At 70.7% G+C, this 25443-nt stretch carries 24 protein-coding genes; 10 read left to right on the top strand and 14 right to left on the bottom strand.

The annotated features are described in order from the left end of the window. Positions 1 to 139: 139 nt before the first annotated feature. Positions 140 to 700 (bottom strand): TetR/AcrR family transcriptional regulator, encoded by a 561-nt coding sequence (locus ACIA77_RS20150; RefSeq protein WP_395887590.1) that lies wholly within the window; start codon positions 698 to 700, stop codon positions 140 to 142. 45 nt (positions 701 to 745) lie between these two features. Here ACIA77_RS20150 and ACIA77_RS20145 point away from each other — a divergent pair, with 45 nt between their 5' ends. Beyond that, positions 746 to 1525: a methyltransferase gene (locus tag ACIA77_RS20145; protein WP_395887418.1), complete on the top strand. Its 780-nt coding sequence runs from the start codon at positions 746 to 748 to the stop codon at positions 1523 to 1525. A 21-nt stretch (positions 1526 to 1546) separates the two neighbouring features. Here the strand turns inward: ACIA77_RS20145 and ACIA77_RS20140 are convergent, their stop codons facing one another. The 6 genes from ACIA77_RS20140 to ACIA77_RS20115 all read right to left on the bottom strand — a co-directional run bounded on the left by ACIA77_RS20140 (position 1547) and on the right by ACIA77_RS20115 (position 6482). Then, positions 1547 to 2089: a DUF3558 family protein gene (locus tag ACIA77_RS20140; protein WP_395887417.1), complete on the bottom strand. Its 543-nt coding sequence runs from the start codon at positions 2087 to 2089 to the stop codon at positions 1547 to 1549. 79 nt (positions 2090 to 2168) lie between these two features. After that, on the bottom strand, positions 2169 to 3479 hold the full coding sequence (locus ACIA77_RS20135; RefSeq protein ID WP_395887416.1) for a serine hydrolase domain-containing protein: 1311 nt from the start codon (positions 3477 to 3479) through the stop codon (positions 2169 to 2171). Positions 3480 to 3519: 40 nt separating this feature from the next. Further along, positions 3520 to 4746, bottom strand: coding sequence for a glucuronyl hydrolase (locus tag ACIA77_RS20130; protein WP_395887415.1), 1227 nt, complete (start codon positions 4744 to 4746; stop codon positions 3520 to 3522). A gap of 186 nt (positions 4747 to 4932) precedes the next feature. Further along, complete coding sequence (locus ACIA77_RS20125; protein ID WP_395887414.1) at positions 4933 to 5388, bottom strand: DUF4396 domain-containing protein; 456 nt, start codon at positions 5386 to 5388, stop codon at positions 4933 to 4935. A gap of 26 nt (positions 5389 to 5414) precedes the next feature. Beyond that, positions 5415 to 5957 carry a DUF305 domain-containing protein gene (locus tag ACIA77_RS20120; RefSeq protein WP_395887413.1) on the bottom strand — a complete coding sequence of 181 codons (543 nt, stop codon included), beginning with the start codon at positions 5955 to 5957 and terminating at the stop codon, positions 5415 to 5417. 57 nt (positions 5958 to 6014) lie between these two features. Continuing rightward, positions 6015 to 6482 (bottom strand): hypothetical protein, encoded by a 468-nt coding sequence (locus ACIA77_RS20115; RefSeq protein ID WP_395887412.1) that lies wholly within the window; start codon positions 6480 to 6482, stop codon positions 6015 to 6017. Positions 6483 to 6656: 174 nt separating this feature from the next. Here ACIA77_RS20115 and ACIA77_RS20110 point away from each other — a divergent pair, with 174 nt between their 5' ends. Beyond that, a complete protein-coding gene (locus tag ACIA77_RS20110; RefSeq protein ID WP_395887411.1) occupies positions 6657 to 7676 on the top strand; it encodes an autoinducer 2 ABC transporter substrate-binding protein in 1020 nt (339 codons plus the stop codon). A gap of 46 nt (positions 7677 to 7722) precedes the next feature. On the opposite strand, the gene ACIA77_RS20105 is transcribed toward ACIA77_RS20110, so the two are convergent. The 3 genes from ACIA77_RS20105 to ACIA77_RS20095 form a co-directional block, all read right to left on the bottom strand. Then, positions 7723 to 9330, bottom strand: a complete 1608-nt coding sequence (locus tag ACIA77_RS20105; protein WP_395887410.1) for an esterase-like activity of phytase family protein — start codon at positions 9328 to 9330, stop codon at positions 7723 to 7725. A 91-nt stretch (positions 9331 to 9421) separates the two neighbouring features. Beyond that, positions 9422 to 10573 (bottom strand): DUF6923 family protein, encoded by a 1152-nt coding sequence (locus tag ACIA77_RS20100; RefSeq protein ID WP_395887409.1) that lies wholly within the window; start codon positions 10571 to 10573, stop codon positions 9422 to 9424. A 5-nt stretch (positions 10574 to 10578) separates the two neighbouring features. Beyond that, positions 10579 to 11340, bottom strand: coding sequence for a hypothetical protein (locus tag ACIA77_RS20095; RefSeq protein WP_395887408.1), 762 nt, complete (start codon positions 11338 to 11340; stop codon positions 10579 to 10581). A 517-nt stretch (positions 11341 to 11857) separates the two neighbouring features. Between ACIA77_RS20095 and ACIA77_RS20090 the strand changes: the two genes are divergently transcribed. The 3 genes from ACIA77_RS20090 (at position 11858) to ACIA77_RS20080 (ending at position 15882) form a co-directional block, all read left to right on the top strand. Continuing rightward, positions 11858 to 13270: a family 2B encapsulin nanocompartment shell protein gene (locus tag ACIA77_RS20090; RefSeq protein ID WP_395887407.1), complete on the top strand. Its 1413-nt coding sequence runs from the start codon at positions 11858 to 11860 to the stop codon at positions 13268 to 13270. A gap of 181 nt (positions 13271 to 13451) precedes the next feature. After that, complete coding sequence (locus tag ACIA77_RS20085) at positions 13452 to 14837, top strand: family 2B encapsulin nanocompartment shell protein (protein ID WP_395887406.1); 1386 nt, start codon at positions 13452 to 13454, stop codon at positions 14835 to 14837. A 22-nt stretch (positions 14838 to 14859) separates the two neighbouring features. Continuing rightward, positions 14860 to 15882 (top strand): family 2 encapsulin nanocompartment cargo protein polyprenyl transferase, encoded by a 1023-nt coding sequence (locus ACIA77_RS20080; RefSeq protein ID WP_395887405.1) that lies wholly within the window; start codon positions 14860 to 14862, stop codon positions 15880 to 15882. An 82-nt stretch (positions 15883 to 15964) separates the two neighbouring features. On the opposite strand, the gene ACIA77_RS20075 is transcribed toward ACIA77_RS20080, so the two are convergent. Further along, positions 15965 to 17086 carry a CapA family protein gene (locus ACIA77_RS20075; protein ID WP_395887404.1) on the bottom strand — a complete coding sequence of 374 codons (1122 nt, stop codon included), beginning with the start codon at positions 17084 to 17086 and terminating at the stop codon, positions 15965 to 15967. A 422-nt stretch (positions 17087 to 17508) separates the two neighbouring features. Here ACIA77_RS20075 and ACIA77_RS20070 point away from each other — a divergent pair, with 422 nt between their 5' ends. The 5 genes from ACIA77_RS20070 (at position 17509) to ACIA77_RS20050 (ending at position 22987) form a co-directional block, all read left to right on the top strand. Beyond that, positions 17509 to 18468: a substrate-binding domain-containing protein gene (locus tag ACIA77_RS20070; RefSeq protein WP_395887403.1), complete on the top strand. Its 960-nt coding sequence runs from the start codon at positions 17509 to 17511 to the stop codon at positions 18466 to 18468. Positions 18469 to 18533: 65 nt separating this feature from the next. Next, entirely contained in the window at positions 18534 to 20069 is a 1536-nt protein-coding gene (locus ACIA77_RS20065) for a sugar ABC transporter ATP-binding protein (protein ID WP_395887402.1), read from the top strand. Continuing rightward, complete coding sequence (locus tag ACIA77_RS20060) at positions 20066 to 21109, top strand: ABC transporter permease (protein ID WP_395887401.1); 1044 nt, start codon at positions 20066 to 20068, stop codon at positions 21107 to 21109. The genes ACIA77_RS20065 and ACIA77_RS20060 overlap by 4 nt, the downstream gene beginning before the upstream one ends. 13 nt (positions 21110 to 21122) lie before the next feature. After that, the gene (locus tag ACIA77_RS20055; RefSeq protein ID WP_395887400.1) at positions 21123 to 21800 is read left to right on the top strand and encodes a FadR/GntR family transcriptional regulator; all 678 of its coding nucleotides are present in this window, start codon (positions 21123 to 21125) and stop codon (positions 21798 to 21800) included. Between the two features lie 92 nt (positions 21801 to 21892). Beyond that, the gene (locus ACIA77_RS20050; protein ID WP_395887399.1) at positions 21893 to 22987 is read left to right on the top strand and encodes a glycoside hydrolase family 88 protein; all 1095 of its coding nucleotides are present in this window, start codon (positions 21893 to 21895) and stop codon (positions 22985 to 22987) included. A 37-nt stretch (positions 22988 to 23024) separates the two neighbouring features. Here the strand turns inward: ACIA77_RS20050 and ACIA77_RS20045 are convergent, their stop codons facing one another. The 3 genes from ACIA77_RS20045 to ACIA77_RS20035 are packed head-to-tail and all read right to left on the bottom strand — an operon-like array spanning position 23025 to position 25289. Next, on the bottom strand, positions 23025 to 24341 hold the full coding sequence (locus ACIA77_RS20045) for a DNA polymerase IV (protein ID WP_395887398.1): 1317 nt from the start codon (positions 24339 to 24341) through the stop codon (positions 23025 to 23027). A gap of 1 nt (position 24342) precedes the next feature. After that, positions 24343 to 24660, bottom strand: a complete 318-nt coding sequence (locus ACIA77_RS20040; protein WP_395887397.1) for a winged helix-turn-helix domain-containing protein — start codon at positions 24658 to 24660, stop codon at positions 24343 to 24345. After that, positions 24657 to 25289 (bottom strand): hypothetical protein, encoded by a 633-nt coding sequence (locus ACIA77_RS20035; protein ID WP_395887589.1) that lies wholly within the window; start codon positions 25287 to 25289, stop codon positions 24657 to 24659. Before ACIA77_RS20035 ends, ACIA77_RS20040 begins: the two co-directional genes overlap by 4 nt. Positions 25290 to 25443 lie beyond the last annotated feature (154 nt).

Below are 25443 nucleotides of genomic sequence, written 5' to 3'. Positions count from 1 at the left end.
GCGGCGCCATCGGGTGCCGCCCCCAGCAAAGCGCCGGAGTGCTGAGTCAGCGAACGCGCGCCGTCAGCCTCGCACGTCGGCGACACCGTCGACGTCCCAAGCGCGCCTGCGTTATCCGGCAGTGTGCCGCAGTGCTCAGTCAGCGGTTCGTGTCAGCCGTGATGTGCTCGAACAGGCCCGGCCGGATGCGGGTGCGCACGCCCTCCGCCCACGGCTCGGCCACGTCGTCGGCCCCGAGCGCGGCGGCGCTGTTCAGGAGAGCGCCGAAGGCGAGGAACGATTTGACCGTCACGGCGTCGAGGCCTGTCGTGTCGGCGACCGTGTTCCACATGCGGGCGACGCGGGCGCGGACCAGTTCGCGGACCTCGTCGTCGCCGCAGGCGGCGAAGCCCTGCAGTTGCAGTTTGAGCGTGGTGCGGTCCGCGAGGGATTCGTGGTACCGGGCGCCCATGCGCGTCAGCGCTTCGCGGCCGCCCGTGTCGGCGGCGGCTTCGGCCATGCCGTCGCTGAAGCGGTCGAACGCCGCGCCCACGAGCTCCAGGAACAGGGCCTTCTTGGTGCCGAACATCCGGAACACGTAGGCCTGGGTGATGCCCGCCTCGTGCGCGATCGACTCGACCGACGCGCCGTGGAGCCCGTGCTCGCCGAACTCACCCGCGGCGATGGCCAGGACCTGGGCCCGCCGTTCCGACCCGCTCATCCTCACGTGCCCAAGTTATCAGTGACTGACTGCTAACTTCGGGGCATGGCCGATGACACCTGGGCCGGCTTGGCCGACAGATTCGCGGACGGCGCGTACGCCACCGTGAAGGGACGCGTGCGGACGTACGTGATCCACCAGCAGCTGCTCGACCACCTGCCCGCTCCGCCGGCCACGATCCTGGACGTCGGCGGCGGCGCGGGGCACCAGTCGTTCCCGCTGGCTCAGGCGGGGTACGACGTGACGCTGCTCGACCCGTCGGCGGGCATGCTGAACAAGGCGCGCCAACGGCTTCCGGCCGCGTTGCAGAACCGCGTGACGTTCGTGCAGTCGGACGGCGAACACGCGTCGAAGGCGGTTTCGGGTGTGTTCGACGCCGTTCTGTGCCACGGCGTCCTGGGGTACCTGGAGGACCCTTCCGAGGTGCTCGACCAGCTCTGCGCCTGCGCCGCGCCCGGCGGCCTCGTCTCGATCATGGCCGGCAACGCCCACGCGTCCGCCGTGCGCCCCGCACTGGAACGCCGCTGGGCCGACGCCCTCGCCTCCTTCGACGCGACGAGCGAAATCGGCGTCCTCGGCCTCCCCACCCACGGCGACACCGTCGAAGACCTCAGCGCCGAACTCACCGACCGCGGCGTCACCCCGCTGCAGTGGTACGGCGTCTGGCACTTCGTCGACTGGCTCGACCTCAGCGGCGCCGACCTCGATCCGGACAACACCGCCCAAGTCGCCGCCGCCGCGGCCGTCGAGCTCGAAGCGGGCCGCCGCGACCCCTACCGGCAACTCAGCCGGATCTTCCACCTGGTGGGGCGCAAGGATTCCTGACGCGGACCGGGAGACCCGCGGCTAGCTCAACCGGCGGACGATCGCCGCGGCGAAGTTCTTCCCGACGGTGAGCGCGTCGGGCCCGGGGGCGCCCGGGCCGAAACTGACCGCGTCGAGTTTGATCGACTGCCCCGGGCCGGTCATCACGAAGATCAGGTAGCCGGTGTCCCGGCCGTGGGTGGCCTGGCCCAGCAGCGCGCGGTGCCCCGCGATCGTGCTGACGGTGAGGTGCCCGAGATCCTGGTCGCGGGTCTTGTCGGTAGTCGGGTACGCAACGAAGCCGACCAGTCCGCCCAGCGCACCCCATTCGCACGTCTTGCCGCTCGGGTCCGGGACTTCCTCGCCCTGGATGACCACGTTCAGCCGAACGGTGTCCTCGTGGGTCAGTGCCTGGCAAGGATGAGCTGCCAGGCTGGAGATCGTGGGCTTCGTCGGCGCGGTCGAGTGCGCGGCCGGCGGTGTGACCGGCGTCGAAGGCTTCGCCGGACTCGTCGGCCGATCAGGCGAGCCGCAGGCGGCTACGCCCATCAACACCAGCACAAGAGCCACCGCGAGTCGCTGCATGCGCCGGACCGTACGCGCGGCGCCGGGGACTGGTCCCGGGGCTTTTCCCTGGCCTGCGCCGGCCCGCACGCGGCGGGGGTCAGGTGATCCGGTACGCGACGGCGCCGTTGTGGAGGTAACGGGCGCGGCCGTACCCGTCCGAGCCGAGGAGGGACAGGACCTGGTGGGCGGCGGGCTTCGGGGCGGTGGTGATGATCGCGCTGTCGTTGAGGCGGACGACCTCGACGCGGTCCTCCGGCTTGCCCAGGAAGGACTTCGCGAGTTCGGTGCGGGGGCGGCGGGTGAGGAACGCGCGGCCGCCCTCGACGGTGAGGGTGAGGTCGTACAAGGTGGTGCGATAGGTGCCGCACATGCGGTCCGCGTCGAGGGGAGCGGGATTCGCGGGTGGGATCGGCAGTGGCGCCGTCTCGACGCCGGCGAGGTCGCGGAGCACGGTGCCGAAGATTTCGTACGCCAGTGGCTCCGCGCCCGAACTGTTGGTCAGCACGGCCACCGCCACGCCGGCCGACGGGGCGACGCGCAGGAAGGCCTTCTGCCCCTTGGAGACGCCGGTGTGGCCGACGACGCCGTCGCTGTAGAGCATCCAGCCGAGGCCCCAGCCGAGGATGCCGCCGCCGAAGTCGGGGACGGAGTCGAGCTGGGGGGCGCGCAGGGCGGCGAGGGTGTGGTCGGTGAGGTGCAGGCGGACGAACGCCAGGAGGTCGCGGGCGCTCATCGCGAGGTGGGAGCCGCTGGGCGTGGAGAAGTAGCGCACCGCCCAGCTTTTCGTGGGCACGAGCTCCCCGCCGGACTCGACGTGGCCGACCGCCGCCCGGTGCAGGATCGCCTCGTACGTGGTGGTGGCGACGGTGGACAGGCCCAGCGGGGTCACGAGACGCTCGCGCAGCACGTCGTGGAAGGGCTTGCCGCGCAACACTTCCACGAGCCGGCCGAGCACCACGTACCCGCTGTTGGAGTAGGAGAACAGGGTGCCCGGCGGGAGCAGGTGCTCCGCGCCGGCGAGCGTGGCGACGAACTTCTCGATCGCGTCGTCGTTGCGACCGGTGTCGGTGAGGTGGTTGCCGTCGATGCCGCCGGTGTGGGTGAGCAGGTGGCGGGTGGTCAGGGCCTCGGTGGCGGCCGGGTCGCCGAGCCGGAAGCCGGGCACGTAGTCGCGAACCGGACGGTCGAGGTCCAGGCCACCTTCGTTCACCAGTTGCCGGATCAACGTCGCCGTCCAGATCTTGGTGATCGAGCCGATCTTGAACACCGAGTCGGCCGTGGTCTCGACCCGGGTGTGCAGGCTCAGCACACCCGCGGCCTCGTCGTGGATCTCCCCGTCGGCCAGCACGGCGACCTGAGCGCCCGGCACGTCGTACTTCGCGATGAGCTCGCCCAGGTTCCACCCCATCCCGTCAACCTAGCGGCACGGAACGGGCGGGAGCCCGGGCTCAGCGGCTCGACAAGTCGATCGCCCGGTCCAGTTCCCGCGGCTTCAACACCCGGAGGATCCCTTCCAGCAGGTAGTAATCCGCGTACGGCAACGAAATCTCGACGCCGTCCTCGGCCGGCCGGTTGCGGGTGCAGCGGGCGACCACCGCATCGGCCCTCGTCGAACGGGTGGTGAGGCACGTCCGAGCCGTGGCCTCCAGCAGGCGCAAGCCCGCGACGCGGTAGTGCGACTGGCCCGAAACCTCGGCCAGGTCCAGGAGCCCGCACGCCATCACGACGCCGGCGGAGGCGTCCTTGACGTCGTTCGGCGCCTGCGGGGCCAGGTAGTCCCACACGGGCACGTTGTCCGGCGTCAGAGCCCCCAGCGCGAAGTCCGACAGGCGCCGCGCGGTGGTCAGGAAGGAGCGGTCGCCGGTGCGGCGGTACATGGTGGTGAAGCCGTAGATGCCCCACGACTGCCCGCGCGACCAGCACGAACTCGCGCTGTAGCCCTGCACCGTGCCGGGGCCGAGTTCGGCGCCGGTGGCCGGGTCGAAGTCGAAGACGTGGGGCGTGGAGCCGTCGGGGCGGACGAACACGCGCTGGGCCGTTTTGGCGTGCTCGACGGCGATGTCGAGGTACTGGCCGTCACCCGTCTGCCGGGTCGCGAAGTCGAGCAGGTCGAGGTTCATGATCGTGTCCATGATGATCCGGCCCGCGTCCTTCGGGTCGGTCAGCGCGCCCCACGCCCGGATGAAGTGGCCCTTCGCGTTGTAGCGCTTGATCAGCGACGCCGCGGCCTGCAGCGCACCGGCGCGCCACTTGTCGTCGCCGGTGAGGCGCCAGGCGGTGACCCACGACGGGTAGAAGAGAAAACCGAGGTCGTGGGTGGAGGTGTCGGTCTGGCGCGGCGCGAGTTTGTCGGCCGAGGCCAGAGCGAGGTCGCGGAATTGTTCGTCACCCGTGTAGAGGTGCGCCATCCAGAGCGCGCCGGGCCAGAATCCGCCGACCCAGTCACCATTCTGGGAAAAGGCCCATTTCTCGAACTTGGTCCCGGTCGGAAACGCGGTGACGCCCGGCGCGACCGCGCGCAGCTTCTTCACCGCGTAGTCTGCCGCTGAGCGGAACACCGCGGTTTGACCGGAGACTCCCTGGTCGGAGGCCGCCGCCGGAACGGTGCTGGTTGCCGTCGCCGCCACCGCGGCACCGGCCGCGGTGGTCAGCAGAGTACGCCGGGAAACGCTCACGAGTGCCCGCCATTTCACATGTGGGGAAATGCATCACCGGAAGGTCGACTGAGTTTTACACGACCGTCCTGACCTTGTACACCCGCCGAAGCGAGCATTCACAACCGTGAATTGTTCAAGGATGTGAATTCGCATTTCCGCGGCCGGAGCGGCTCCCGCGTGACAACGAGAACCGCTCCGGACCGCTCAGTGGTGGTGCGCGTGGACGACGGCGTGCCCCTTGCCGCGGCCGATCATCCACTTGTTCACCGGCACCGTGACGACGAACGCCACGGCGAGTGAGAAGACCAGCGACAGCCAGAACAACGCACTCGTCAGCCCGGCGTCCAGTGCACCCGGGACGGCCACGACCACGAAGTTGTCGACGATCTCCATCACCGCGATCGACACGGTGTCGGCGGCCAGCGCGACCTTGAACGCCGCGGCGAGCGTCAGGCCGGACTTCAGGACACCGCGCATCGTCAGGCCGTAGCCGAAGACGAACGCGAGCACGATCGACAGCACCACTGTGGCCGCGTTGTGCAGCCCGAACGCGGTGCCGAGAACCATGCCGAGCACCTCACCGATGGCACACCCGGTGAGGCAGTGCAGCGTCGCCTGGATCGCGGTGGACCAGGGCGCTCCGTGCTGGTGTTCGGTCATGCCGCCCACTATACCCCCTCGGGGTATCAATCACCGAGGATCGCCTTCATCGACGCGATCTCCGCCTGCTGCGTGTCGACGATCCGCCGGGCCATCGCCTTCGCTTCCGCAGCGCTCCCCTGCGCCAGCTCGGTGCGCGCCATCTCGACGGCACCGGCGTGGTGTTCGATCATCAACTCGAGCCACTCACGGTCGTACGCGCCGCCGCGCAGCCGATCGAGGCCGGCCGGGTCGACCAGGCCCGGCATCTTCATGTCACCGGGCGACCCGTGCGCCATCCCGGACGGCGCACCCCACTCCCGCAGCCACGCGGTGAGCTGGTCGATTTCGGGCTGCTGCGCCTGCTGGATCTGCTTCGCCAGCGCGAGCACGCGCCGGTCACCGGTGTGCCGGGGCGCGGGCGCGGCCATCGCCACGGCCTGCTCGTGGTGCGGGATCATGTCCTGCGCGAACGTGACGTCCGCCGCGTTGTGGACGGGCGGCGGCACCGCCGGTTCGGACGCCGAGCACCCGACGACGACGGCGGCGAAAGCGGGCAGCACGAAGCCCGCCAGGATGGTGCGATTCATGATGTTTCTTTCCTCACTGGGGATGACGGATCCGAGACACGAGACGTTCGTGTCCGATCAGATCCGCAGCACGCAGGAGGCGGTGAGCACTTCCCGGCCCGTCCGTGGCGGCGGCGCCCGCGCGAACCCGGCGATCCCACGGTGATCCGGCCCCGGCGGCACCCCGTCGCGGCACCGGCCGAGCCACGCCACCACGAGCGCGACACCCGCCGCGGCCAGCAGCACCGCCAGGCACAGGTGCAGCATCCCGTGGCCACCATCGCTGGGAGCCGGCGACACCACCGGCGAGTCCGCGGCGGACACCGTCGCCACGGCGAACCCGGCACTCGCCACCACCCCGGCCGGACTCACCGGCACGGGTACGACGCGCCCGGCCGGACTCGCCGACATCCCCGGCTCGCCGGACATCCCGCCCCCGTGCGGCGCCGGCACGTGGTGCATCACGAGCACCCCGAACACCAGCGCGCCGAGCAGCAGCCAGCGCGCCGGAACCGGGACCGCGAACCCGCGGGGTGAGCGCCTCATCGTCATCAGCCTAGCGACATACCCCGAACGGGTACCAGGTGACTGCGCCATCCGGTTGAGCTCACTTCAGTAACCCTTTGCACACGACCGGTTGACCCCTGTGAGCAGTCTCCCTTACGTTCGCTCCAGGTCGCCCGGCGGTGCGCAGACCGTGAAACCGAAGGAATGGTGGGGATGCGAAGGCCGTCCAAGACGCTCGTCCTGGGCGTCGCGCTGCTGATCAGCGCGGTGACGGGCCTCGGCAGCTGCTCGTCGGAGGTCCGCACCACGGCGGCCGACGACGGCCCGATCAAGATCGCCTTCGTGCCCAAGGTCGCCGGCCTCGCGTACTACGACGCCATGAACGCGGGCGGGATGGCAGCCGCCAAGCAGCTGGGCGCGCAGTGGCTCACGAAGGGCCCCGCGACGGTCGACCCGGCCGCCCAGACGGCGATCGTGCGCGACCTCGTGGCGCAGCACTTCGACGTGATCGCCGTGGCGCCCAACGATCCCGCCGCGCTCGCGCCCGCGATCGCCGACGCCCGCGCCCGGGGTGTCCACGTGCTCACCACCGACACCGACGCGCCGCGGTCGCAACGCGAGGTGTTCGTGAGCCAGGCCTCCCCCGAAGGCGTCGGTACCGCGCTCGTCGACTCGCTCATGGCGAAAACGGGCGGCGCCGGCAAGTTCGCCATCGTTTCGTGCGGGGAGACCGCGGCAAACCTCAACGCGTGGATCGACGTCGAGAAGTCCTACACCGCGCAGCGCTACCCGAAGGCGCAGATCGTGGAAACCGTGTACGCCGGCGAAGACACGACCACCGCGACGGAACTCGCCAAGCAAGTCCTCGACCGCCACCCGGACCTGACGGGCCTGATCGGCGAGTGCACCACGTCGGCGCCGGGTGTCGCGCAAGCCGTGCGCGACCAGCAGAAGATCGGCCGCGTGTACACCGTCGGCACGGGCACACCGCAGACGATGAAGCCGTACCTGCTCGACGGTTCGTGCACGGCTTCGGTGCTGTGGAACGTCGAATCCCTGGGCTACCTCACCGCGTGGACGGCGCAGCAGCTCGCCGAAGGCCGTGGCTTCTCCCCCAGCAACAACGTGAGCCCCGAACTTCCGGCGGTGAAGTACGACCAGCGCGCGAGGACCCTGCTGCTCGGCGACCCGCTGCTGATCACGCAGAACAACGTCGACCAGTTCAAGTACTGACAACGGCCGGGGTCCCCCGGGGAACCCCGGCCGTTTCGGACAGCACTCAGCGGACGTCGATCGTGACCGTCGCCGTCGTGGTGCGGGCCGGCAGCTTCGCCAGGTCGATCTTCAGGTACTCCCCGTCGTCCTGCTGCCCGTTCGGCAGCGTCTTGGCGTGGAGCGCGTACGGCGGCTCGGTGTTGGTCAGGCCGTCGATGCCGAAGTCGTTGTCGTTGCTGACCACCACGGTGCGGCCGCCGTCGGTGGTCGCGACGCCCTCCACCTTGTCGTGACCGAAGAAGCCACCGGCCGGGTCGAACCCGGTGACCAGCGCGCCGAGGTCGAGGAACAGCTTCTTCGACACCGGCTTGATGCCCACCTTCGCGAGGTCCGCGGTGGCTTCGTCGGTGGTGTCCTTGCCGACGTAGGCGTCGATGCTCTGCTGGTCGTCGCCGACGAGCAGGCCGCCCTTGACCGCGTCGTACGAAGCACCCGAGACGTTCGCCTTGGGGCCGACGTCCGTCGCACCCGTGAGGTCGATCTGGTAGAGCTTCTTGAACGCGCCCGGTTCGAAGTCGCCATCGCGTTCGTCCACGAGGAACTTCGTCGCCGACAGCGCGGTGATCTCGCTGACGGCCGTGCCCGTGTCGTCCGGGTCGTCGAGCAGGTAGAGGTACTCGTGCGTCGCGCGGGTCTTGAGGTCGACGGTCACGATCCGCAGCGTGGTCACGTTGCCGGGCTTCTTGGTGAGGTCCGGCTGCTGCAGCGCCGACTGCATGATCCCGACGAGCGTGCGGCCGTCGGGCGTGAGCGCGAGGCCCTCCATGCCCTTGTTCGGCACGCGGTACTTCAGCTCGCTCGGCAGCGTGCCGTCGAACGGCGAGAGCCGCTCGATCGCGCGGCCGTCGGCGCGGAAGTGCGTGATGAACGGACCGTACTCATCGGACACCCAGAACGTGCCGTCGCGCTCGGCGACCAGCCCCTCCGAGTCGTAGCCGTTCGGCGTGGCGGGCAACGGCTTGCCGTCGAGACCCACGATCTTCTCGCCGGTGTCGGCGGCGGTGCTGACCTGCCCGTTGTAGGGCGAACCGTCGTTGGCGCGCAGCGGGATCCGCTTCTCGAGCACGGCCTTGCCGTTCTTGAGGCGGAACTTGCCGATGGCCGGGTCGAAGTCCGGCAACGGCTCCACCTTGGACCCGTCCGGCGCGTCGACGTTCGGCCCGCGGTCGGTGAGCCCGTAGAACTCGTCGCGCGAACCCGGCACCGGCGTGAGCGCGGAACCGTAGGCGCCACCGGTGATCTTCACGCCGCCGATGGTCGCGAGCGGCGGCAGGTCGGTCGGGTAGAGCTGGACCGCGTCCGACACCGAGTAGGTGAAGGAGTCGCGGCCGTGGAAACCGGCGGCGGGCGTGTAGCGGAACGTCCCGTCGGGGTTGAGGGCCAGTGAACCGTGCGCGGGCGTGGTGTGCCGCACGATGGCGCCGCCGCCGGGCCCGTCGTTGCCGAGGACCCCGTCGCCGTGCACCTGCAGCGGCTGGCCGGCTCGCGTCCCGTAGTGGTCGTCGCGGGCGGCGAACGCGGTGTGGTCACCGCCGTGCGCCGACGCCGTGCCGGTGGCCACCAGCGGCAGGGCGAGAATCCCCGCGGCGACCACTGTTCTCACGCGCTTCATCCGTTTCCTCCTCCTCCGGCGTCATCCGGCGCCGGAGGAGGAGTCTGGTTACCGGAGTTGGACAACGCCCGTCATCGAGGCGACGCCCGCGTTAACGGCCACGCCTCATCCGCGCGGCAGCCGCTCCGCCGCCGATGATGAGGAGCAGCGCGGTGAGGCCCCACCTGCGCTGTTTCTCCACGCGCTCACCGGCGTCGGCCACCGGTTCGGGCGTCGGAGCCGGGCGAAATTTCGCCGGCGGCGGCGCGGAAGGCGGCGCGGCGACGGGATCCGGCGGCGCCGTCGCCGGAGTCGCGGTCACGGACGGCGGTTGGTCAACCACTTGCCGCGGCGGCGCGACCGCCTGCGACGGCGCGGGTCTCACGGAACTCGGCGACGGCGCACGAGACGACGGAGACGGAGGTGGTGGCGGCGGTGGCGGCGGAGCCGCGGCGGCGAGGCACCCCGCCGCGTCGGAGCTGATGAGGTCCGGACCCGTGCTGATCTCCACGGCCGGCCCGGATCCGTCTCGCGGCAAGCGGTACGTGACGCTGCGGTGCCCGATCTCGTTCGCCGTGGCGTAGAGCGCACGGTCCGGTCCGAACACGACGGAGCCGTAGGACTTCGCGAGCGGGAACCGCAGCGCGGGTACGGCAGCCACCCGGCCGTCGCGCGGGTTGATCGTGACCACCGAACCGTGGCCCGCGGCGGTGCCGGAAACGCCGTACAGCAGCCCGTCCGCAGGGTTGTAGGCGATGTCGTCGACACCGGCGGACAGCACGACGGGCCGCAGCTGCACGCGTCCGGTGAGGCCGAGGTACGTGGGGCTCGCCGGATCGGCGTCCACTGTGTACAGGTCGTTGGCGCGCAGCACGTACCACGAGTTCCCGGCCATGGCACCACCCACGGCGCCGGTCACGCCGACGCCGGGCCGTTCGCCGAGATCCGTTACGCGGCCCGAGCTGTCGACGCGCACGACGTGGGCCCGGTCCGTCACGCCGTACGCCACGCCCTGCGCCGCCGAGTAGGCCAGCGCGTTGATCGGCGAAGCGGCGCTGCCGAGCACGTACCGCTCACCCGAGGGCAGCGTGAGCCGCACGATGGAGGACGTGTGCGTGGTCTGGTTCTCGACCTGCAGCACGGGACACGACGCGGGTGCCGCCGGGTGCGTGCGGCCGGGCGGCGCGAGCCAGCCCGACGCGGCGAGCAGGGCCGACACGGCGACCGCGGCCGCCGCCACCGGCACGAATCGAGGCACGCGCACGGCGGTCAGGCGAGCCGGGACAACGCCGAGGTGAACGCGTCGGGCTGGATGCTCGCGCCACCGGCGAACGGGTTCTGCAGCTGGTAGATCGCGTAGACGAGCAGCGCGATCGTGCCCGCCAGCGTCGACACGATCACCAGGTGCGCCGCCATGCGCGTGCCGCCGAAGAGGTTGGGCAGCAGCACGCAGATGACGCTGCCGAGGATGAGCGCGAACCACACGACGGAGCCGACGCCGCTGGTGGCCGCGTCGGTGAGCCGCTCCTGCCGGGCCTGGTAGACCTGCCACAGGTCGTCGGCGGCCTCGGTTTTGCGGTCGTTCTGCCAGTCGTCGCCGGCCTGCGCCGCCGCGATCGTCTTGCGCAGCTGGTCGAGCTGCGTCCAGCCCGTCTGCGGGACCTGGCCGCCGTCGGCGAGCCGCGGCCACTCCTGGTGCTGCACGGTGTTCGCGTACGCCTCGGCCAGCTGCTGCACGCGCGGCCCGGTGTCGCCCGGCAGCGCTTCGGCGGCCCACGTCATCGAGACGAGGCTGTCGGCCTCGGTGTAGGAGCCGTCGCGGGCCGTGCCGACCGCGTCGAACAGCGAGATCAGCACGAAGGCGACGAGCACCGCGTGGAGCCCGCCGACAATGGTGAACACCTGACCGGCCGCGTCGTTGTTGTCACGACGACCTTCGTCCCAGCCGAACCGCCGCACCAGATAGCCGATCACAGCGGCCGCCACGGCCGCTCCGACCACCCAGAAGATCCCGGTCAGGTAGACGTTCATCCGACCCCTTTCCCACTCGATCAACGCCCGGTTCGCCATTCTTCGACGAATTCCCGAAGCGGGCCCGGCTCAAGCTAGTCAGGCGATTCGGCAGCGACAAGTGACGGCACTTCGGTTCATTCTAGTGGCCGTGCTCGCGTCGCATTGATCACCGGAACGGAGCAGTTGAACGTTGGAACACCTGCCCTGAATAGGCCTTTCACCTGCGATTCGCCGGAGATCTACGCAGGAACCTCCCAACCGGGTGACCACCGCCGACCCACGGTGACCGGAATCGGACACCGGAAGATCATCTCGAAACCGACACGCCGACAACAGGAACTGAAATGCCCGATTACCCGTTCTGGCAAACAGGTGAATCGGCTCCGGTGACCCGATCGTGGGATTGTCGGCGCAGGCCGGCTTGATATGTTGAATCCCGCGGCGCCGTTGAAAATGAATTTCCGCAGCAAACGATCTTGAATTCGTGCCGAACACTTTTCGCACGTTGGATATTCGACGATGGGTGGTTTTCGCTGTGACCGTCACGGACCCCGTGGACTCCGCGAACCCGGAACAACCGCAACTGAGCCTGGGCCGGGCCGCGGCCCGCACGCTCGCGACGACGACCAAGTCCGTTCCGCAGATGCAGGGCATCACCACGCGGTGGCTGCTCAAGGTGCTGCCGTGGGTCGAGGTCTCGGGCGGGGCGTACCGCGTCAACCGCCGGCTGAGTTACTCCGTCGGCGACGGCCGCGTCACCTTCACCACCACCGGTGCCGAGGTGCGCGTGATCCCGCCGGAGCTGGGCGAGCTGCCCGCGCTGCGCGGCTACGACGACGAGGAGGTGCTGATCGAGCTGGCCGGGCGGTTCGTGCAGCACGAGTTCGAACCCGGCGACGCGCTCGTGGAGTTCGGCCACCAGGCCGACCAGGTCTACCTCGTGGCGCACGGCAAGATCAGCAAGCTCGGCACCGGCGCGTACGGCGACCAGACGGTGCTCGGCACGCTCGCCGACGGCGACTACTTCGGCGACACCGTGCTCACCACCGCCGACGGGATCTGGGAGTACACGGCCAAGGCCGTGACCGCGTGCACCGTGCTTTCCCTGTCCCGCAGCGAGTTCCAGGGCGTGCTCGACCGGTCCGATTCGCTGCGCGAGCACGTCGCGGCCGTCGCCGAGGGTTCGGCCGGCCCCGCCAACGACCACGGTGAAGCGGCGATCGACGTCGCGTCCGGGCACGACGGCGAACCGCAGCTGCCCGGCACCTTCGTGGACTACGACGTCGCGCCGCGCGAGTACGAGCTGAGCGTGGCCCAGACCGTGCTGCGGGTGCACTCGCGCGTCGCGGACCTCTACAACCAGCCGATGAACCAGATCGAGCAACAGCTGCGCCTGACCGTCGAAGCCCTGCGCGAACGGCAGGAGCACGAGCTGGTCAACAACCGCGACTTCGGCCTGCTGCACAACGCGGACTACGCCCAGCGCGTGTCGACCCGCACCGGGCCGCCGACCCCCGACGACTTCGACGACCTGCTTTCCCTGGTGTGGAAGGACCCCGCGGTCTTCCTGGCGCACCCGAAGACGATCGCCGCGTTCGGCCGCGAGTGCAACCGCCGTGGTGTGTACCCCGACGCCGTCGACCTCGGCGGGCACCAGGTGCCGGCGTGGCGCGGGGTGCCCGTGCTGCCGTGCAACAAGATCCCCGTCACCGACACGCGGACGAGCTCCGTGCTGCTGCTTCGCACGGGCGAGCAAGCGCAGGGGGTCGTGGGCCTGCACCAGACCGGCCTGCCCGACGAGTACCAGCCGGGCCTCAACGTGCGGTTCATGGGCATCAGCGAGCAGGCGATCATGTCGTACCTGGTGAGCGCGTACTACTCCGCCGCCGTGCTGGTGCCCGACGCGCTGGCCGTGCTGGAGAACGCCGAGATCGGACGGGGTGACTGATGTCCGCGCCGGCCACGCCGCCGCGGCCGCCCGAGACCGGGGGTGCCCGCCCGGGCGCGGCGCCCCTGCCCCCGTCGGCGTTCGGGCCGACGGGGCTCGGCACGAGCGCGCTGAAGATCGTGCCGAAACCGGCGGACGCGCGAACCCCGGACGCTCCCGAGCCTGACAAGCGAGGAACCGCATGACCGTCACCGAAGAACCGCGCGCGCCACTTTCGCTGTCCACGCGCGCGGCCCGCACGCTCGCCACCACCACGAAGTCGCTGCCGCAGATGCGCGGCATCACCCCGCGCTGGTTGCTGTCGCAGCTGCCGTGGGTGGAGGTGCCGGCCGGTTCGTACCGCGTCAACCGCCGGCTCACCTACACGCTCGGCGACGGCCGGGTGAGCTTCTACAACACCGGCGCGCAGGTGCACGTCGTGCCCGCGGAGCTGGCGGAACTGCCGCTGCTGCGCGGGTTCGGCGACGCCGACGCGCTCGCGGCACTGGCCGAACGCTTCGAGCAGCGCGAGTACGAACCGGGCGACACCGTCGTGACGGCGGGCGCGCCGCTCGACACGGTGGTGCTGGTGGCCAACGGCAAGGTGGCTCGGACCGCGCCGGGCCCCTACGGCGAAGACGCGCACCTGGGCACGCTCACCGCGGGCGACCACTTCGGCGGTTCGATGCTCGGCGGCGGCGCCGGGACCTGGGAGTTCACCGCGAAGGCGCTGACCCGGTGCATCGTGCTCGTGCTGCCGGCCGAGGCGTTCGAGCGGCTCAACGGGCGCGTCGAAAGCCTGCGCACGCACATCAGGTCCGTGCTGGCGAGCCCGGCGAAGGCGCACAACAAGTCCGGCGAGGCGAACATCGACCTGTCCGCCGGGCACGACGGCGAGATCGCGCTGCCGGGCACGTACGTGGATTACGACCCGGCGCCGCGGGAGTACGAACTCGCGGTGGCGCAGACGATCCTGCGCACGCACAACCGCGTGACCGACCTGTACAACGAGCCGATGAACCAGCTCGAGCAGCAGCTGCGGCTCACCGTGGAGGCGTTGCGCGAGCGGCAGGAGCACGAGCTGGTGAACAGCACGGACTTCGGCCTGCTGCACAACGCGGACCTCGGCCAGCGGGTCACCACCCGCTCGGGCCCGCCGACGCCCGACGACCTCGACGAGCTGCTGTGCCGCCGGCGCAAGTCGCGGTTCTTCCTGGCCCACCCCAAGGCGATCACCGCGTTCGGGCGCGAGTGCACCGCGCGCGGGCTGTACCCGGCGAACGCCGTGCTCGACGGCCGGCGCGTGACGACGTGGCGCGGCGTGCCGCTGCTGCCGTGCGACAAGATCCCGGTCTCGCCGCAGGGCACCACGTCGATCTTCGTGCTGCGCACGGGTGAGGAGGACGCGGGCGTGATCGGGCTGCGGCCGGCGGCGCTGCCCGACGAGTACCAGCCGGGGCTCAACGTGCGGTTCATGGACGTCAACGACCGGGCCGTGACGTCGTACCTGGTCAGCGCGTACCACTCGGCCGCGGTGCTGGTGCCCGACGCGCTGGGTGTGCTCGACGACGTCGAGATCGGGCGCTGAGACTCACCTTCGGAGGGGACGTATGACCACAGTGGACACCCGGGCAAGGACGGTGCCGGAGGTGCTGGCGTGGAGCCGGGGCCGGTGGGAGCCCGCGATGCGCGCGGCGGTCGACCGGATGCCCGAGTCGATGCGGCGCATCGCCGGTTACCACTTCGGGTGGTGGGACGGATCGGGCTCGGGTGGCGCGGTGCCGAGCGGCAAGGCGTTGCGGCCGGCGTTGGTGCTCTTGTCGGCGGAGGCGGCCGGTGGGGATCCGGCCGACGCGGTCGCTGCGGCGGTGGCGGTGGAACTGGTGCACAACTTCTCGCTGCTGCACGACGACGTCATGGACGGCGACGAAACGCGGCGGCATCGGGCGACGGCGTGGACCGTGTTCGGTACCAGCCCGGCGATCCTGGCTGGTGATGCGTTGCTGGCGCTGGCTTTCGACGTGCTGGCGGTCGACGGTCCGGCTTCGGCTCGGGTGTTGAGCACCGCGGTGCTCGAGCTGTTGCACGGGCAGAGCGAGGATCTCGCGTTCGAACGGCGGCGGTCGGTGGATCGGGCTTCGTGCGTTCGGATGGCGGAGGGTAAAACCGGCGCGCTGCTGGCGGCGGCTTGCACGTTGGGGGTGCTGGCGGTGGGTGGACGTGGGGAGCACGTTTCGGGGCTCGGGGCGTTCGGGCAGGCCCTGGGGCTGGCGTTCCAGCACGTCGACGACCTGCTGGGGATCTGGGGTGATCCGGAGGTGACGGGGAAGCCGGTGTGTTCGGACCTGCAGAACCGCAAGAAGTCGTTGCCGGTCGTGGCTGCGCTGGCCGAGGACACGGCGGCTTCGCACGAGCTGGCGGCGCTGTACCGGCAGGAGGCGCCGCTGTCGGCCACGCAACTGCGCCGGGCGGCGGCGCTGGTCGAGTCGGCGGGCGGCCGGTCGTGGAGCTCGTCGGAGGTTTCCCGGCTGCTGGCCGCCGCGCTGTCCGCACTGTCCGCGACCGCCCCCGTCGCCCGTCCGGCGGCGGAGCTGACGTCGCTGGCTCACCACATCACGCGGCGCGACCACTGAGGCCTGCTGCCCCGCGTGCCGGGAAGGGCCTCTCGAATTCCGTCGAGAGGCCCTTCCCGGACCGAGGGTTCCGGGCGCGGGATTACTTGCCCGGCCGCGTAAGGCCGTCGCGGCCGGCGTCTTCGGACAACACGACCTCGTCGGTGTTCGCCAACGCTTCGTCACCGCGCGCGGTGTGCACGCCCCCGGTGAGGTCACGCAGCCGGATCGGCGGGCCGAGGTCGATGAGGGTCGGGAGGTACTCGGCCTTCGAGACGGCCCAGTGGCTGTCGGTCCGCGTGAAGGTGAAGCGGGCGGCCGTGCCTTCCTCGGTGGAGCCGCGGGGGTCGTCGTGGCGGGCGATCTCGTTGCCCAGCCCGTAGGCGACCCACTTGCCATCGACCTTGGCGAACGGCTGCACCACGTGAGCGTGGTGGCCGACGATCAGGTCGAGATCGGGCGAGGCCAGCAGCTTCCGGGCCAGAGCGGACTGCTCGTCGGTGACCTCGTGGTGGTACTCGACGCCCCAGTGGAGGCTCGCGATCACCACTTCCGCGCCGGCCGCTCGGGCGGCGTGGGCGGCCGCGAGGACCTCCGAAGCGTCGATCTCGTTGGCCAGCCACGGTTTGCCGGCCGGGCGTTCGATGCCGTTGAAGCCGAAGGCGGAGGAGATCTGGGCGACCTTGACACCGTGCACGTCGAGGATCAGGGGCTTGGCGGCTTCCGCGGCCGAGCGCGCGGAACCCGTGTGTTCGAGGCCCACCTCGTCGAGCTTGTCCAGGGTCCGCGTGATGCCCGCGGCGCCCTTGTCGAGGGTGTGGTTCGACGCCGTCGAGCAGGTGTCGTAGCCGGTGTCCTTGATGGCCTCGGCGATCTGCGGCGGCGCGCTGAACGACGGATACCCCGTGTACGGCCCGCCTTCCGGCGCGAGCGGCGTCTCGAGGTGGCAGATGGCCAGGTCCGCGCTCGACACGAGCGGCTTCACGCCCGCGAGGATCCTGCGGTAGTCGATCGCGCCGCCGCCGTCGGTCGTGGCCTGGTCGGTCAGCGCGGGGTGGATGAGGACGTCGCCGGTCGCCACGACGGTGAAGGAATCCGCGGGAGCGCTTGACGCGGCAGGCGCCGGCGAAGCGGGCAGAGCCGGCTGCGCGGCCGGTGCCGCGCTGCACCCCGCCAGCACCAGCACGGCTCCGGCCCACGCCAGGCCCGGTCGGATGCGCGCCACGTTCGCCCCCTTCGTCCAGAAACGCCCCTGTTGCGCGCCACATCCTGCCGCATGTCCACCGGACAGGATGCAACCCCTGGTTTCACGGACCGTAATCGCACCCAAGTCAACAAGAAAACCCACCAGCAACCGCGATCCGGTCACAACCAGCGCCCGGCAACAAACCCTGGCCAGACGAGAAAAAATACGATAATTACCGAAGCCGCCGCCGTGAAGTGATCACACAGAGTAGGTAACACCCTGCTAACCGCCCACAAACCTGTGGTTGACGTCACCCGATCCAGTGTCTTGTAATACGAGTCACGCGCAGTTCACGCAGACGCAACACTCGCCCTCGGCCCCCATGGGAGCACTGGATGTCCACATACCCGCACAGGTTGCGCACCTGGAGCGTTGTTGGTTGTTGTTTGATTGCCGGTGCGGTGTTGGCCGGGTGCTCGTCGGGCAAGGACGCCGCCGCACCCGCGCAGCAGGCGCCCACCAACGGCAAGATCACCCTCTACTACCTGCAGAAGCAGGGTGACCAGCAGTACTTCGTGGAGCAGGCGCAGGGCGCGCAGGAGAAGGCGAAGGAGCTGGGCGTCGACCTCAAGGTCGTCAACCTCGGCCAGGACGCCAACAAGGCCATCACCGAACTCGACGCCGCCGTCGCCCAGGGCGCCAACGGTGTGGCCATCGTCGTGCCCGACCAGGCCATCGGCCCGGAGGTCATCGACAAGGCCAAGAGCGCCGGCATCCCCCTCGTCGCCTCCGACGACGTCATCAAGGACGGCCAGGGCAAGGCCGCGGCGTTCGTCGGCTTCAACGGCACGCAGATGGGCACGTCCGTCGGCCAGGAAGCCGCGAAGCTGTTCAAGGCCGCCGGCTGGTCCGCGGCCGACACCAAGGTGATCAGCGCCTACAAGCAGGACCTCACCGTGTGCACCGACCGCGTCAACGGCGCGAAGGCCGCGTTCGAGAAGGACGCCGGCGCGCAGGTGCAGGTGATCGACGTCGGCACCGACAACTCCCCCGTCGACGCGCAGAACCGCTCCGGCGCCGTGATCAGCTCCAACCCGGGCGTGAAGCACTGGGTCGTCTGGGGCTGCAACGACGAGAACGAAACCGGCGTCGTCACCGCGCTCGCCAACTCCGGCGTCGCCTCGAACAACATCCTCGGCGTCGGCCTCGGCGCCTACCTCGACTGCAAGGACTGGGCCGCCGGCAAGGACACGGGCAACAAGTCCTCGCTCTACATCTCGGGCGCCGAGGTGGGCCGCACCGCGATCCAGGTGCTCGTCGACAAGATCAAGAACGGCAAGGAGCTCCCGCCGGAGACCATCGCCAAGACCACGATGGTGAACAAGGACAACTTCAAGGCGGCCGGCGTCAACTGCACCTGACCCGACCACGGCCCGGGGGTGTCCACGTGCGACACCCCCGAGTTCCCCTGTGAGGAAGGCTCTCCATGGCCAGTTCCACGGCGCTGATCGCCGAGGGCATCGGCAAGCGCTTCTCCGGCGTCACCGCGCTCGACGACGTGACGCTGGAATTCCAGTCCGGCGAAGTCCTCGCGCTCATGGGCGAGAACGGCGCCGGCAAGTCGACCCTGCTGCGCGTGCTCTCGGGCGACCACGAGCCCAGCGAGGGCACCCTGCGCCTCGACGGCGAGCCGGTGGTGTTCGACAACCCGCGCGCGGCGATGGCCGCGGGCGTGCGCGTGATCTACCAGGAACCGGAGATCATCCCGCACGTTTCCGTGGCGGAGAACGTGTTCGTGGGCGAACTGCCCGCGCGCGCCCGCGTGTTCAGCCGCCGCACGCTCAACCAGCGAACCCACGACGCGCTCGTCGAGTACGGCTTCGAAGGCGTGCTCGACCCCGCCACGCTCGGCAGCAAGCTGTCGGCCGCGCAACGGCAGCTCGTCGAGATCCTGCGCGTGCTCACCGCGGCCACGCCGCCGCGCGTGATCGCGTTCGACGAGCCGACGTCTTCGCTGTCGGAGCACGAGGTCGACGCGCTGTTCCGGCTGATCCGCCGGCTACGCGACTCCGGCGTGGCCGTGGTCTACGTGTCGCACCGCATGAAGGAGATCTTCCAGCTCGCCGACCGCGTCGCCGTGCTGCGCGACGGCAAGCTCATCGGCGTCGAGCAGGCCGCCGACACCGACGAGAACCAGCTGGTGCGCATGATGATCGGCCGCGACCTCTCGGCGCTCGAACGCCGCGAGACGGCCGAAACCGGCGAAGTCGTGCTGCGGCTGGACGGCGTGACCACCGACGACGTCACCGACATCTCGTTCGAGGTCCGCGCCGGTGAGGTCGTGTGCCTCGCCGGGCTCGTCGGCGCCGGCCGGTCGGAGCTGGCGCGCGCGATCGTCGGCGACCTGCCCGTGCGCTCCGGAACCGTGGAGCTGGGTGGGAAGCGCTTCAAAGCGCACAACCCCGGCGACGCGGTGAAGGCGGGCATCGGGTTCGCGCCCGAGGAACGCAAGACCGACGCGTTGCTGATGCAGCGGTCCGTGCGCGACAACGTGTCCATCGCCGTGCTCGACCGCCTGCGCCGCTTCCGCGTGATCCGGCGCGCGAAGGAGCGCGAGCTCGTGGCGGAGTACGTGCGCGAACTGCGCGTGCGCACGCCGTCGATGGAGCAGGAAGTGCGCAAGCTCTCGGGTGGCAACCAGCAGAAGGCCGTGCTCGCGCGCTGGCTCGCCCGCCGCCCGCGGCTGCTGATCCTCGACGAGCCCACGCGCGGCGTCGACGTCGGCGCGAAGGCCGAGATCTACCGGATCATCGACGGTCTCGCCGAAGAAGGCATCGCCCTGCTCGTGATCTCGTCCGACCTGCCCGAGGTGCTCGCGCTGGCCGACCGCATCGTCGTGATGCGCGCCGGGCACGTCGCGGGCGAAGTGGGCCGCGACGACGCCACCGAAGAAGCCGTACTGACCCTGGCCATCCCGGCGACGGAGCCGGCCGCCGAAGACATCCAGGAGGTGGGGGCGTGAGCACCCCGACCCGGCCCAGCTCCGCGCAGGAGCAGCCGACCGACCACTCCGGCCCGCACCGCGTGCCGACCGCGCGCAAGGTGCTCAACGGCATCGGGGTGCAGAACAGCAGCCTGATCATCACGCTCGTGGTGCTCGTCGTGCTGCTCTCGACGCTCAACGACAACTTCCTGCGCACCAACAACCTGCTGCTGATCGGCAGCGCGATCACCATCATGGGCCTGCTCTCGCTCGTGCAGACGCTGGTGATCATCCTCGGCGCGCTCGACATCTCCGTCGGCTCGATGGCGGGCCTCGCGTCGGTGATCTCGGCGATGGCGTTCACGTCCACCGGCAGCTCGATCGTCGGCATCCTGGCCGCCGTCGGCACCGGCATCGCGTGCGGGCTCGTCAACGGCCTGATCATCATCTTCGGGCGCGTGAACCCGGTCGTCGCGACGCTGGCCACACTCGCGACGTACAAGGGCATCGCGCAGGTCGTGTCCGACGGCAAGGCCCAGGGCTACACAGGCGCCGACGACCTGTTCATCTTCCTGGCCAAGGGAAGCGTGCTCGGGCTGCCGACGCTGGTGTGGGTGTTCCTGATCGTCGCGGCAGTGCTGCACTTCCTGCTGAAGTACACCGACATCGGCCGCAACGTGTTCGCCATCGGCGGCAACGACACGGCCGCGCGCCTGGCGGGCATCAACATCAACCGCTACATCATCGGCGTCTACGCGCTCGTCGGCGTGGTCGCGGCCATCGCGGGGGTGCTGATCACCGCCCGCACCGGCTCGGGCCAGCCGACGTCCGGCTCCGAGGGCCTCGAGCTGCAGGCCGTGACGGGCGCGGCGCTCGGCGGCACGATGCTCAAGGGCGGCAAGGGATCCATCGTCTCCACGGTGCTCGCGGTGTTCATCCTCGGCGTGCTCGACAACGGCATGTCGGGCCTGGGCATCAACCAGTTCTGGCAGAACGTGGCCCACGGCGCGCTGCTCGTGGTCGCCGTCGTGCTGCAGCAGCTGCGCAGCGGGGAGCGCCGCGTCGGTCTCCCGGCCTGACGTGGGCTCTGTCGTGGGGGAGGACGGGGCCGGCCTGCACGCCCGCGTCGTCGACGCGCTCGGCCGGCTGATCGTCGAAGGGGCGCTGCCCGCCGGCGAGCCGATCGTGCCGGAGGACATCGGGCGCCGCTTCTCGGCCTCCCGGACGGTGGTCCGGGAGGCCCTGCGGGTGCTGCAGTCGAAGGGCTTGGTGACGGCGCGGCCGCGGGTCGGCACGTGGCCGCAGCCGCCGGAAGCCTGGGACGCGATCGACCCGGACGTGATCGGCTGGCGCGTGGGCGGCCCGGACGGGCAGCGCCAGCTGCACGATCTGCTCGAACTGCGCCACCTCGTCGAGCCGCAGGCCGCGCGGCTCGCGGCGCGGCACCGCAACCGCGACGAGCTCTCGGCGCTGGCCGCCGCGTACGGGTTGCTGACGGACGCGGTGGAACGCGAAGACGCCGCGGAGTTCGCGGAAGCCGACGCGCTCTTCCACGCCGCGCTCGTGCGGGCCGCGGGCAACGCGCTGATCACGCAGCTACAGGTGCCCGTGATCGCCGCGCTGCGGGCGGCGCCGGAACCGACGGCGGGCACGCTCGTGGCGCACTCGCGCGTGCTCACCACCGTGCTGGCGAAGAACGCCGACGGCGCGGAGACCGCGACGCGGCGACTGCTGGAAACCGTTGCGGCGTACCACTCACCGGCACCTTGACACGTCCAGTGGTCCACACCATAGTCCGTGATCGACCGGCCACCGACCGCGGTGGCTCCCGCCGCCCTGAGCCCGAACAGGAGGACGCACCCATGCGTTTCCCGGGAATCCGCGGCTTCGCCGTGCTCGCCGCGGCGGTGACGGCCGGCGGGCTGGCACCGGTGGCCACCGCGGCCGCGGCGCCGGCGGCCCCCGCCGCGCAGTGCTCGGTGGCCGACCTGATGGTCAAGGCCGGTGACTACTGGGTCGCCCACGGCGAGAACCTGGCGCCGGCGGACGCGCAGAACGCGACGTTCCACGTGGGCAACCTCGCCGTCGTCAGAACCACCGGCGTGTCCAACCACACGACCCTGCCGTGGGGCGAGGCCAACAACTACCTGTTGCCGACAACGGCGGGTCAGCCGTTCCGCGCCGAAGACGAGGCGGCCGGCGAGGCCTACCTCGACCTGTACACCTACTTCCACCCCGACCCGCCGATCCTCGCCGACCTGCGCTCCCGCCTGGCCGACGAGGTGGCGAGCGTCGAAGCCGGGCACACGGGCTACTGGGACCACGTCGCCGCGCTGAACATGGCGATGCCGTCGTTCGCCCGCATCGGGGTCATGGACAGCTCCGAACCCACGCTGGAGGCGATGCAGAAGCTCTTCCACAGCACGGAGAAGAGCCTGTTCGACGAGTTCACCGGCCTGTGGCGCACCGACGCGCACTCGATCGGCTACTGGGCGCAGGGCAACGGCTGGGCGCTCGCCGCGCTCGTGAAGGTGCTGCAGGTCCTGCCCGCGAACGACCCGAGGCGCCCCGAGTACCTGCGGGTGTTCAAGAAGATGGCGACGACGCTGAGCGTGCTCCAGCGGCCCGACGGCTTCTGGCACGCCAACCTGCTGCTTCCGTTCGGCGGCCGCGAAAGCAGCGGCACTTCGCTCATCACGTACGGCCTCGCGTGGGGCGTCAACGCGGGTGTCCTGGACAGCCGCTGGTTCAAGCCGGCGGTCGACCGGGCGTGGCAGGCCTTGTCCACCAAGGCCGTGACGGCCGACGGCCTCGTCGGCTACGTCCAGCCGAAGACGGACGGGCCGGGGCCGGCGAAGGCGACGGACACGTCGGGGTACGGGGTCGGCGCGTTCCTGCTGGCGGGCCAGCAGGTCGCGGACCTCACGCCGGGCTGCGCGCTGCCGCCCGCGAAGTGAGTGCGGCCGGGCCGCTCCCCGCGGGCGGCCCGGCTGTCTACTTCAGACAGTCCTTCGGGTCCCCGCGGGTGAGCGCCGGATCGGTCTGCTCGAACGTCCGCGCCACCCCGGGGCCCGAGGTCCGCGTCTCGAACCGCACGGTGACGCGGCCGTGGCCCGCGCCCTGCACCCAGCCCGGGCCGAACTCGGCGTGGACCACGTCGTCACCCGGCCGCCAGCCGCTCGAGGACACCGGCGCCGACCCGCCCGGCGACGGCGTGGTCGCCACCACCGGTTCCGCGGCCGTGGGCACGGTGAGGCTGAACAACGCGTCCTGGTGCGGCACGGAAAGCCCGCTGAACGCGACGCCCGCCAGCCGGACGCCGCCGAACTCCCGCGGGTCGAGCAGCAGCCGTTCGGCGGTCGCGGCGAGCTGGCCGAGGTCGTCGGTGGGCGACGCGGTGGTCTCCGAACGCGTCACGGTGCTCATGTCCGTGTGCCGCAGCTTGATCACGACCGTGCGGGCGACCCGGCCGGCCTTCACGAGCCGCGCGTGGGCGCCGGCGGCGATCTTGCGGACCTCCGCGCGCAACGCCGGCAAGTCGACGATGTCGGTGTCGAACGTGGTCTCCGCGCTGACCTGCTTGGCCTCGCCGCGTTCGGCGACCACGCGGTCGTCGGTGCCACCCGCGAGCTTGCGCAGTTCGCGGCCCACCACGCCGCCCAGCGTCGCGACGGCGTCGGCCTCCGACAACGCGGCCAGCTCCCCCAGCGTCAGCACACCGATCGTGCGCAGCTTCGCCTCGGCGACCGGCCCGATGCCCCACAGCGCGCGCACCGGCAGCGGTGCGAGGAACTCCCGTTCCGTGCCCGGCGCCACCACGAGCAACCCGTCGGGTTTCGCGCGGTCGGAGCCGATCTTCGCGACCTGCTTGCCCGTGCCGGCGCCGATCGACGCCGTGAGACCGGTTTCCGCGCGGATGCGCGCCCGCAGGTCCTCCGCGAACCGCGTCACCTCCTCGACGGAAGCCCCGGCAAGCGACGGCGGTTCGGCGAACGCCTCGTCGAGGGAAATGCGCTCCAGCACCGGCGCGACGTCGGCGACGACGTCGAAGACCTGCTTGCTCAGCACCTCGTACAGCCGGAACCGCGGCGGCAGGACCACCGCACCGGGCGGGAGCAGCCGGCGCGCCTGCGACATCGGCATCGCCGAACGCGCGCCGTACTCACGGGATTCGTAACTGGCCCCGGCGACGACCCCGCGCGGGCCCGTGCCGCCGACGACCACCGGGCGGCCCCGCAGCGTCGGCCGCGTGAGCTGCTCCACCGAGGCGTAGAAGGCGTCCAGGTCGAGGTGGACGACCCAGCGGGTCACGTCAGCTCCCGCCCGTGGCGTCCAGGAGCCGGTGCAGCGCCTCGGTGTAGGCCTCGAACGCCGCGCGGCCCTTCGCGGTCAGCTTCACGAGCGTGACGGGGGTGCGGTGCTCGTAGGCCTTGGTGATCTCGACGTACCCGGCGTCCTCGAGCTTGCGCAGGTGCGTGGAGAGGTTGCCGGCCGTCATCTCGAGCAGCTGCTGCAGCCGCGGGAAGGTGATCTGGTCGCCGCGGTGCAACCCGGCCAGCGCGACCGTGACGCGCAAACGGGCCTGGGCGTGGATCACCGGATCGAGTTCCGGCAGGCTGGGCTCGGTCACCGCTCGGCCGCCCGCGTCGGCCCGCGGCGCCGTTCCCGGATGAAGTACACGAGCGAAGCCACGAGGAACCCGCCGCCGCCGGCGAGGCTCAGGACCAGGAAGTTACCCGGCACGCCCACGAGCACGCTCGCTCCGCCGCACACGATGATCCACACGCCGAAGCCGTACTGCAGCTTGTCCTGCCACAGCATGCCGCCCGCGAGGTACAGCACACCCGTGACCAGGAGCGAGGTACCCGACCACAGCAGTGAGGTCGTGTGCGCGTCGAGCACGCCGGCGTTCATCACGCTGATGTTGATCAGGCACAGCGCGGCGAACGAGATCATCCAGCTCCAGCCGTACATCGCGCCGATGCGCCGCGACGGGCCGCGGATGCCGCGGTTGATGCGGCTGCCGTAGTAGACGGAGTACGCGATCGCCGACACGAACAGCACCGCGACCACCACCCCCGAGGCCCACCCCGGCATGAGCGGCCTCGCGTGGCTGGGATCGGACAGGAACACCAGTCCCCAGCCGACCAGCCACGCGAGGGCCCATACCCCGAGCAGGCGCGCCGGGCTGGCCCCCAGCTCCCGCCGCGTCCGCTCGTTCTGCCGGGCGATGAGGTTCAGCGACTCGGCTGCCGACATCGGCGGCTCGTCGTCGTCTTCCACCCTGGTTCGCCCTCCTACCGTGCTGACCCCTATGCAGCACGGAAGCTACTGTGCTGCTCGTTACCAATCCGACCACAGTCACGGCGGGAAGGGTTGCCAGACAGGGTAACGTCCGGTCGGGTCCCGCCTA

Source organism: Amycolatopsis sp. NPDC051903, from assembly GCF_044452505.1.
Classification (GTDB): Bacteria; Actinomycetota; Actinomycetes; order Mycobacteriales; family Pseudonocardiaceae; genus Amycolatopsis.
This window is presented reverse-complemented; position numbering and strand designations above follow the sequence as displayed.

Coding starts and splice junctions, on each gene's coding strand:
- ACIA77_RS20085 (WP_395887406.1), top strand. CDS start 13,452: ATGACCGTCACCGAAGAACCGCGCGCGCCACTTTCGCTGTCCACGCGC.
- ACIA77_RS20035 (WP_395887589.1), bottom strand. CDS start 25,289: ATGTCGGCAGCCGAGTCGCTGAACCTCATCGCCCGGCAGAACGAGCGG.
- ACIA77_RS20095 (WP_395887408.1), bottom strand. CDS start 11,340: ATGAACGTCTACCTGACCGGGATCTTCTGGGTGGTCGGAGCGGCCGTG.
- ACIA77_RS20120 (WP_395887413.1), bottom strand. CDS start 5,957: ATGAATCGCACCATCCTGGCGGGCTTCGTGCTGCCCGCTTTCGCCGCC.
- ACIA77_RS20150 (WP_395887590.1), bottom strand. CDS start 700: ATGAGCGGGTCGGAACGGCGGGCCCAGGTCCTGGCCATCGCCGCGGGT.
- ACIA77_RS20065 (WP_395887402.1), top strand. CDS start 18,534: ATGGCCAGTTCCACGGCGCTGATCGCCGAGGGCATCGGCAAGCGCTTC.
- ACIA77_RS20105 (WP_395887410.1), bottom strand. CDS start 9,330: ATGAAGCGCGTGAGAACAGTGGTCGCCGCGGGGATTCTCGCCCTGCCG.
- ACIA77_RS20050 (WP_395887399.1), top strand. CDS start 21,893: ATGCGTTTCCCGGGAATCCGCGGCTTCGCCGTGCTCGCCGCGGCGGTG.
- ACIA77_RS20145 (WP_395887418.1), top strand. CDS start 746: ATGGCCGATGACACCTGGGCCGGCTTGGCCGACAGATTCGCGGACGGC.
- ACIA77_RS20135 (WP_395887416.1), bottom strand. CDS start 3,479: ATGGGGTGGAACCTGGGCGAGCTCATCGCGAAGTACGACGTGCCGGGC.
- ACIA77_RS20140 (WP_395887417.1), bottom strand. CDS start 2,089: ATGCAGCGACTCGCGGTGGCTCTTGTGCTGGTGTTGATGGGCGTAGCC.
- ACIA77_RS20110 (WP_395887411.1), top strand. CDS start 6,657: ATGCGAAGGCCGTCCAAGACGCTCGTCCTGGGCGTCGCGCTGCTGATC.
- ACIA77_RS20080 (WP_395887405.1), top strand. CDS start 14,860: ATGACCACAGTGGACACCCGGGCAAGGACGGTGCCGGAGGTGCTGGCG.
- ACIA77_RS20125 (WP_395887414.1), bottom strand. CDS start 5,388: ATGACCGAACACCAGCACGGAGCGCCCTGGTCCACCGCGATCCAGGCG.
- ACIA77_RS20115 (WP_395887412.1), bottom strand. CDS start 6,482: ATGAGGCGCTCACCCCGCGGGTTCGCGGTCCCGGTTCCGGCGCGCTGG.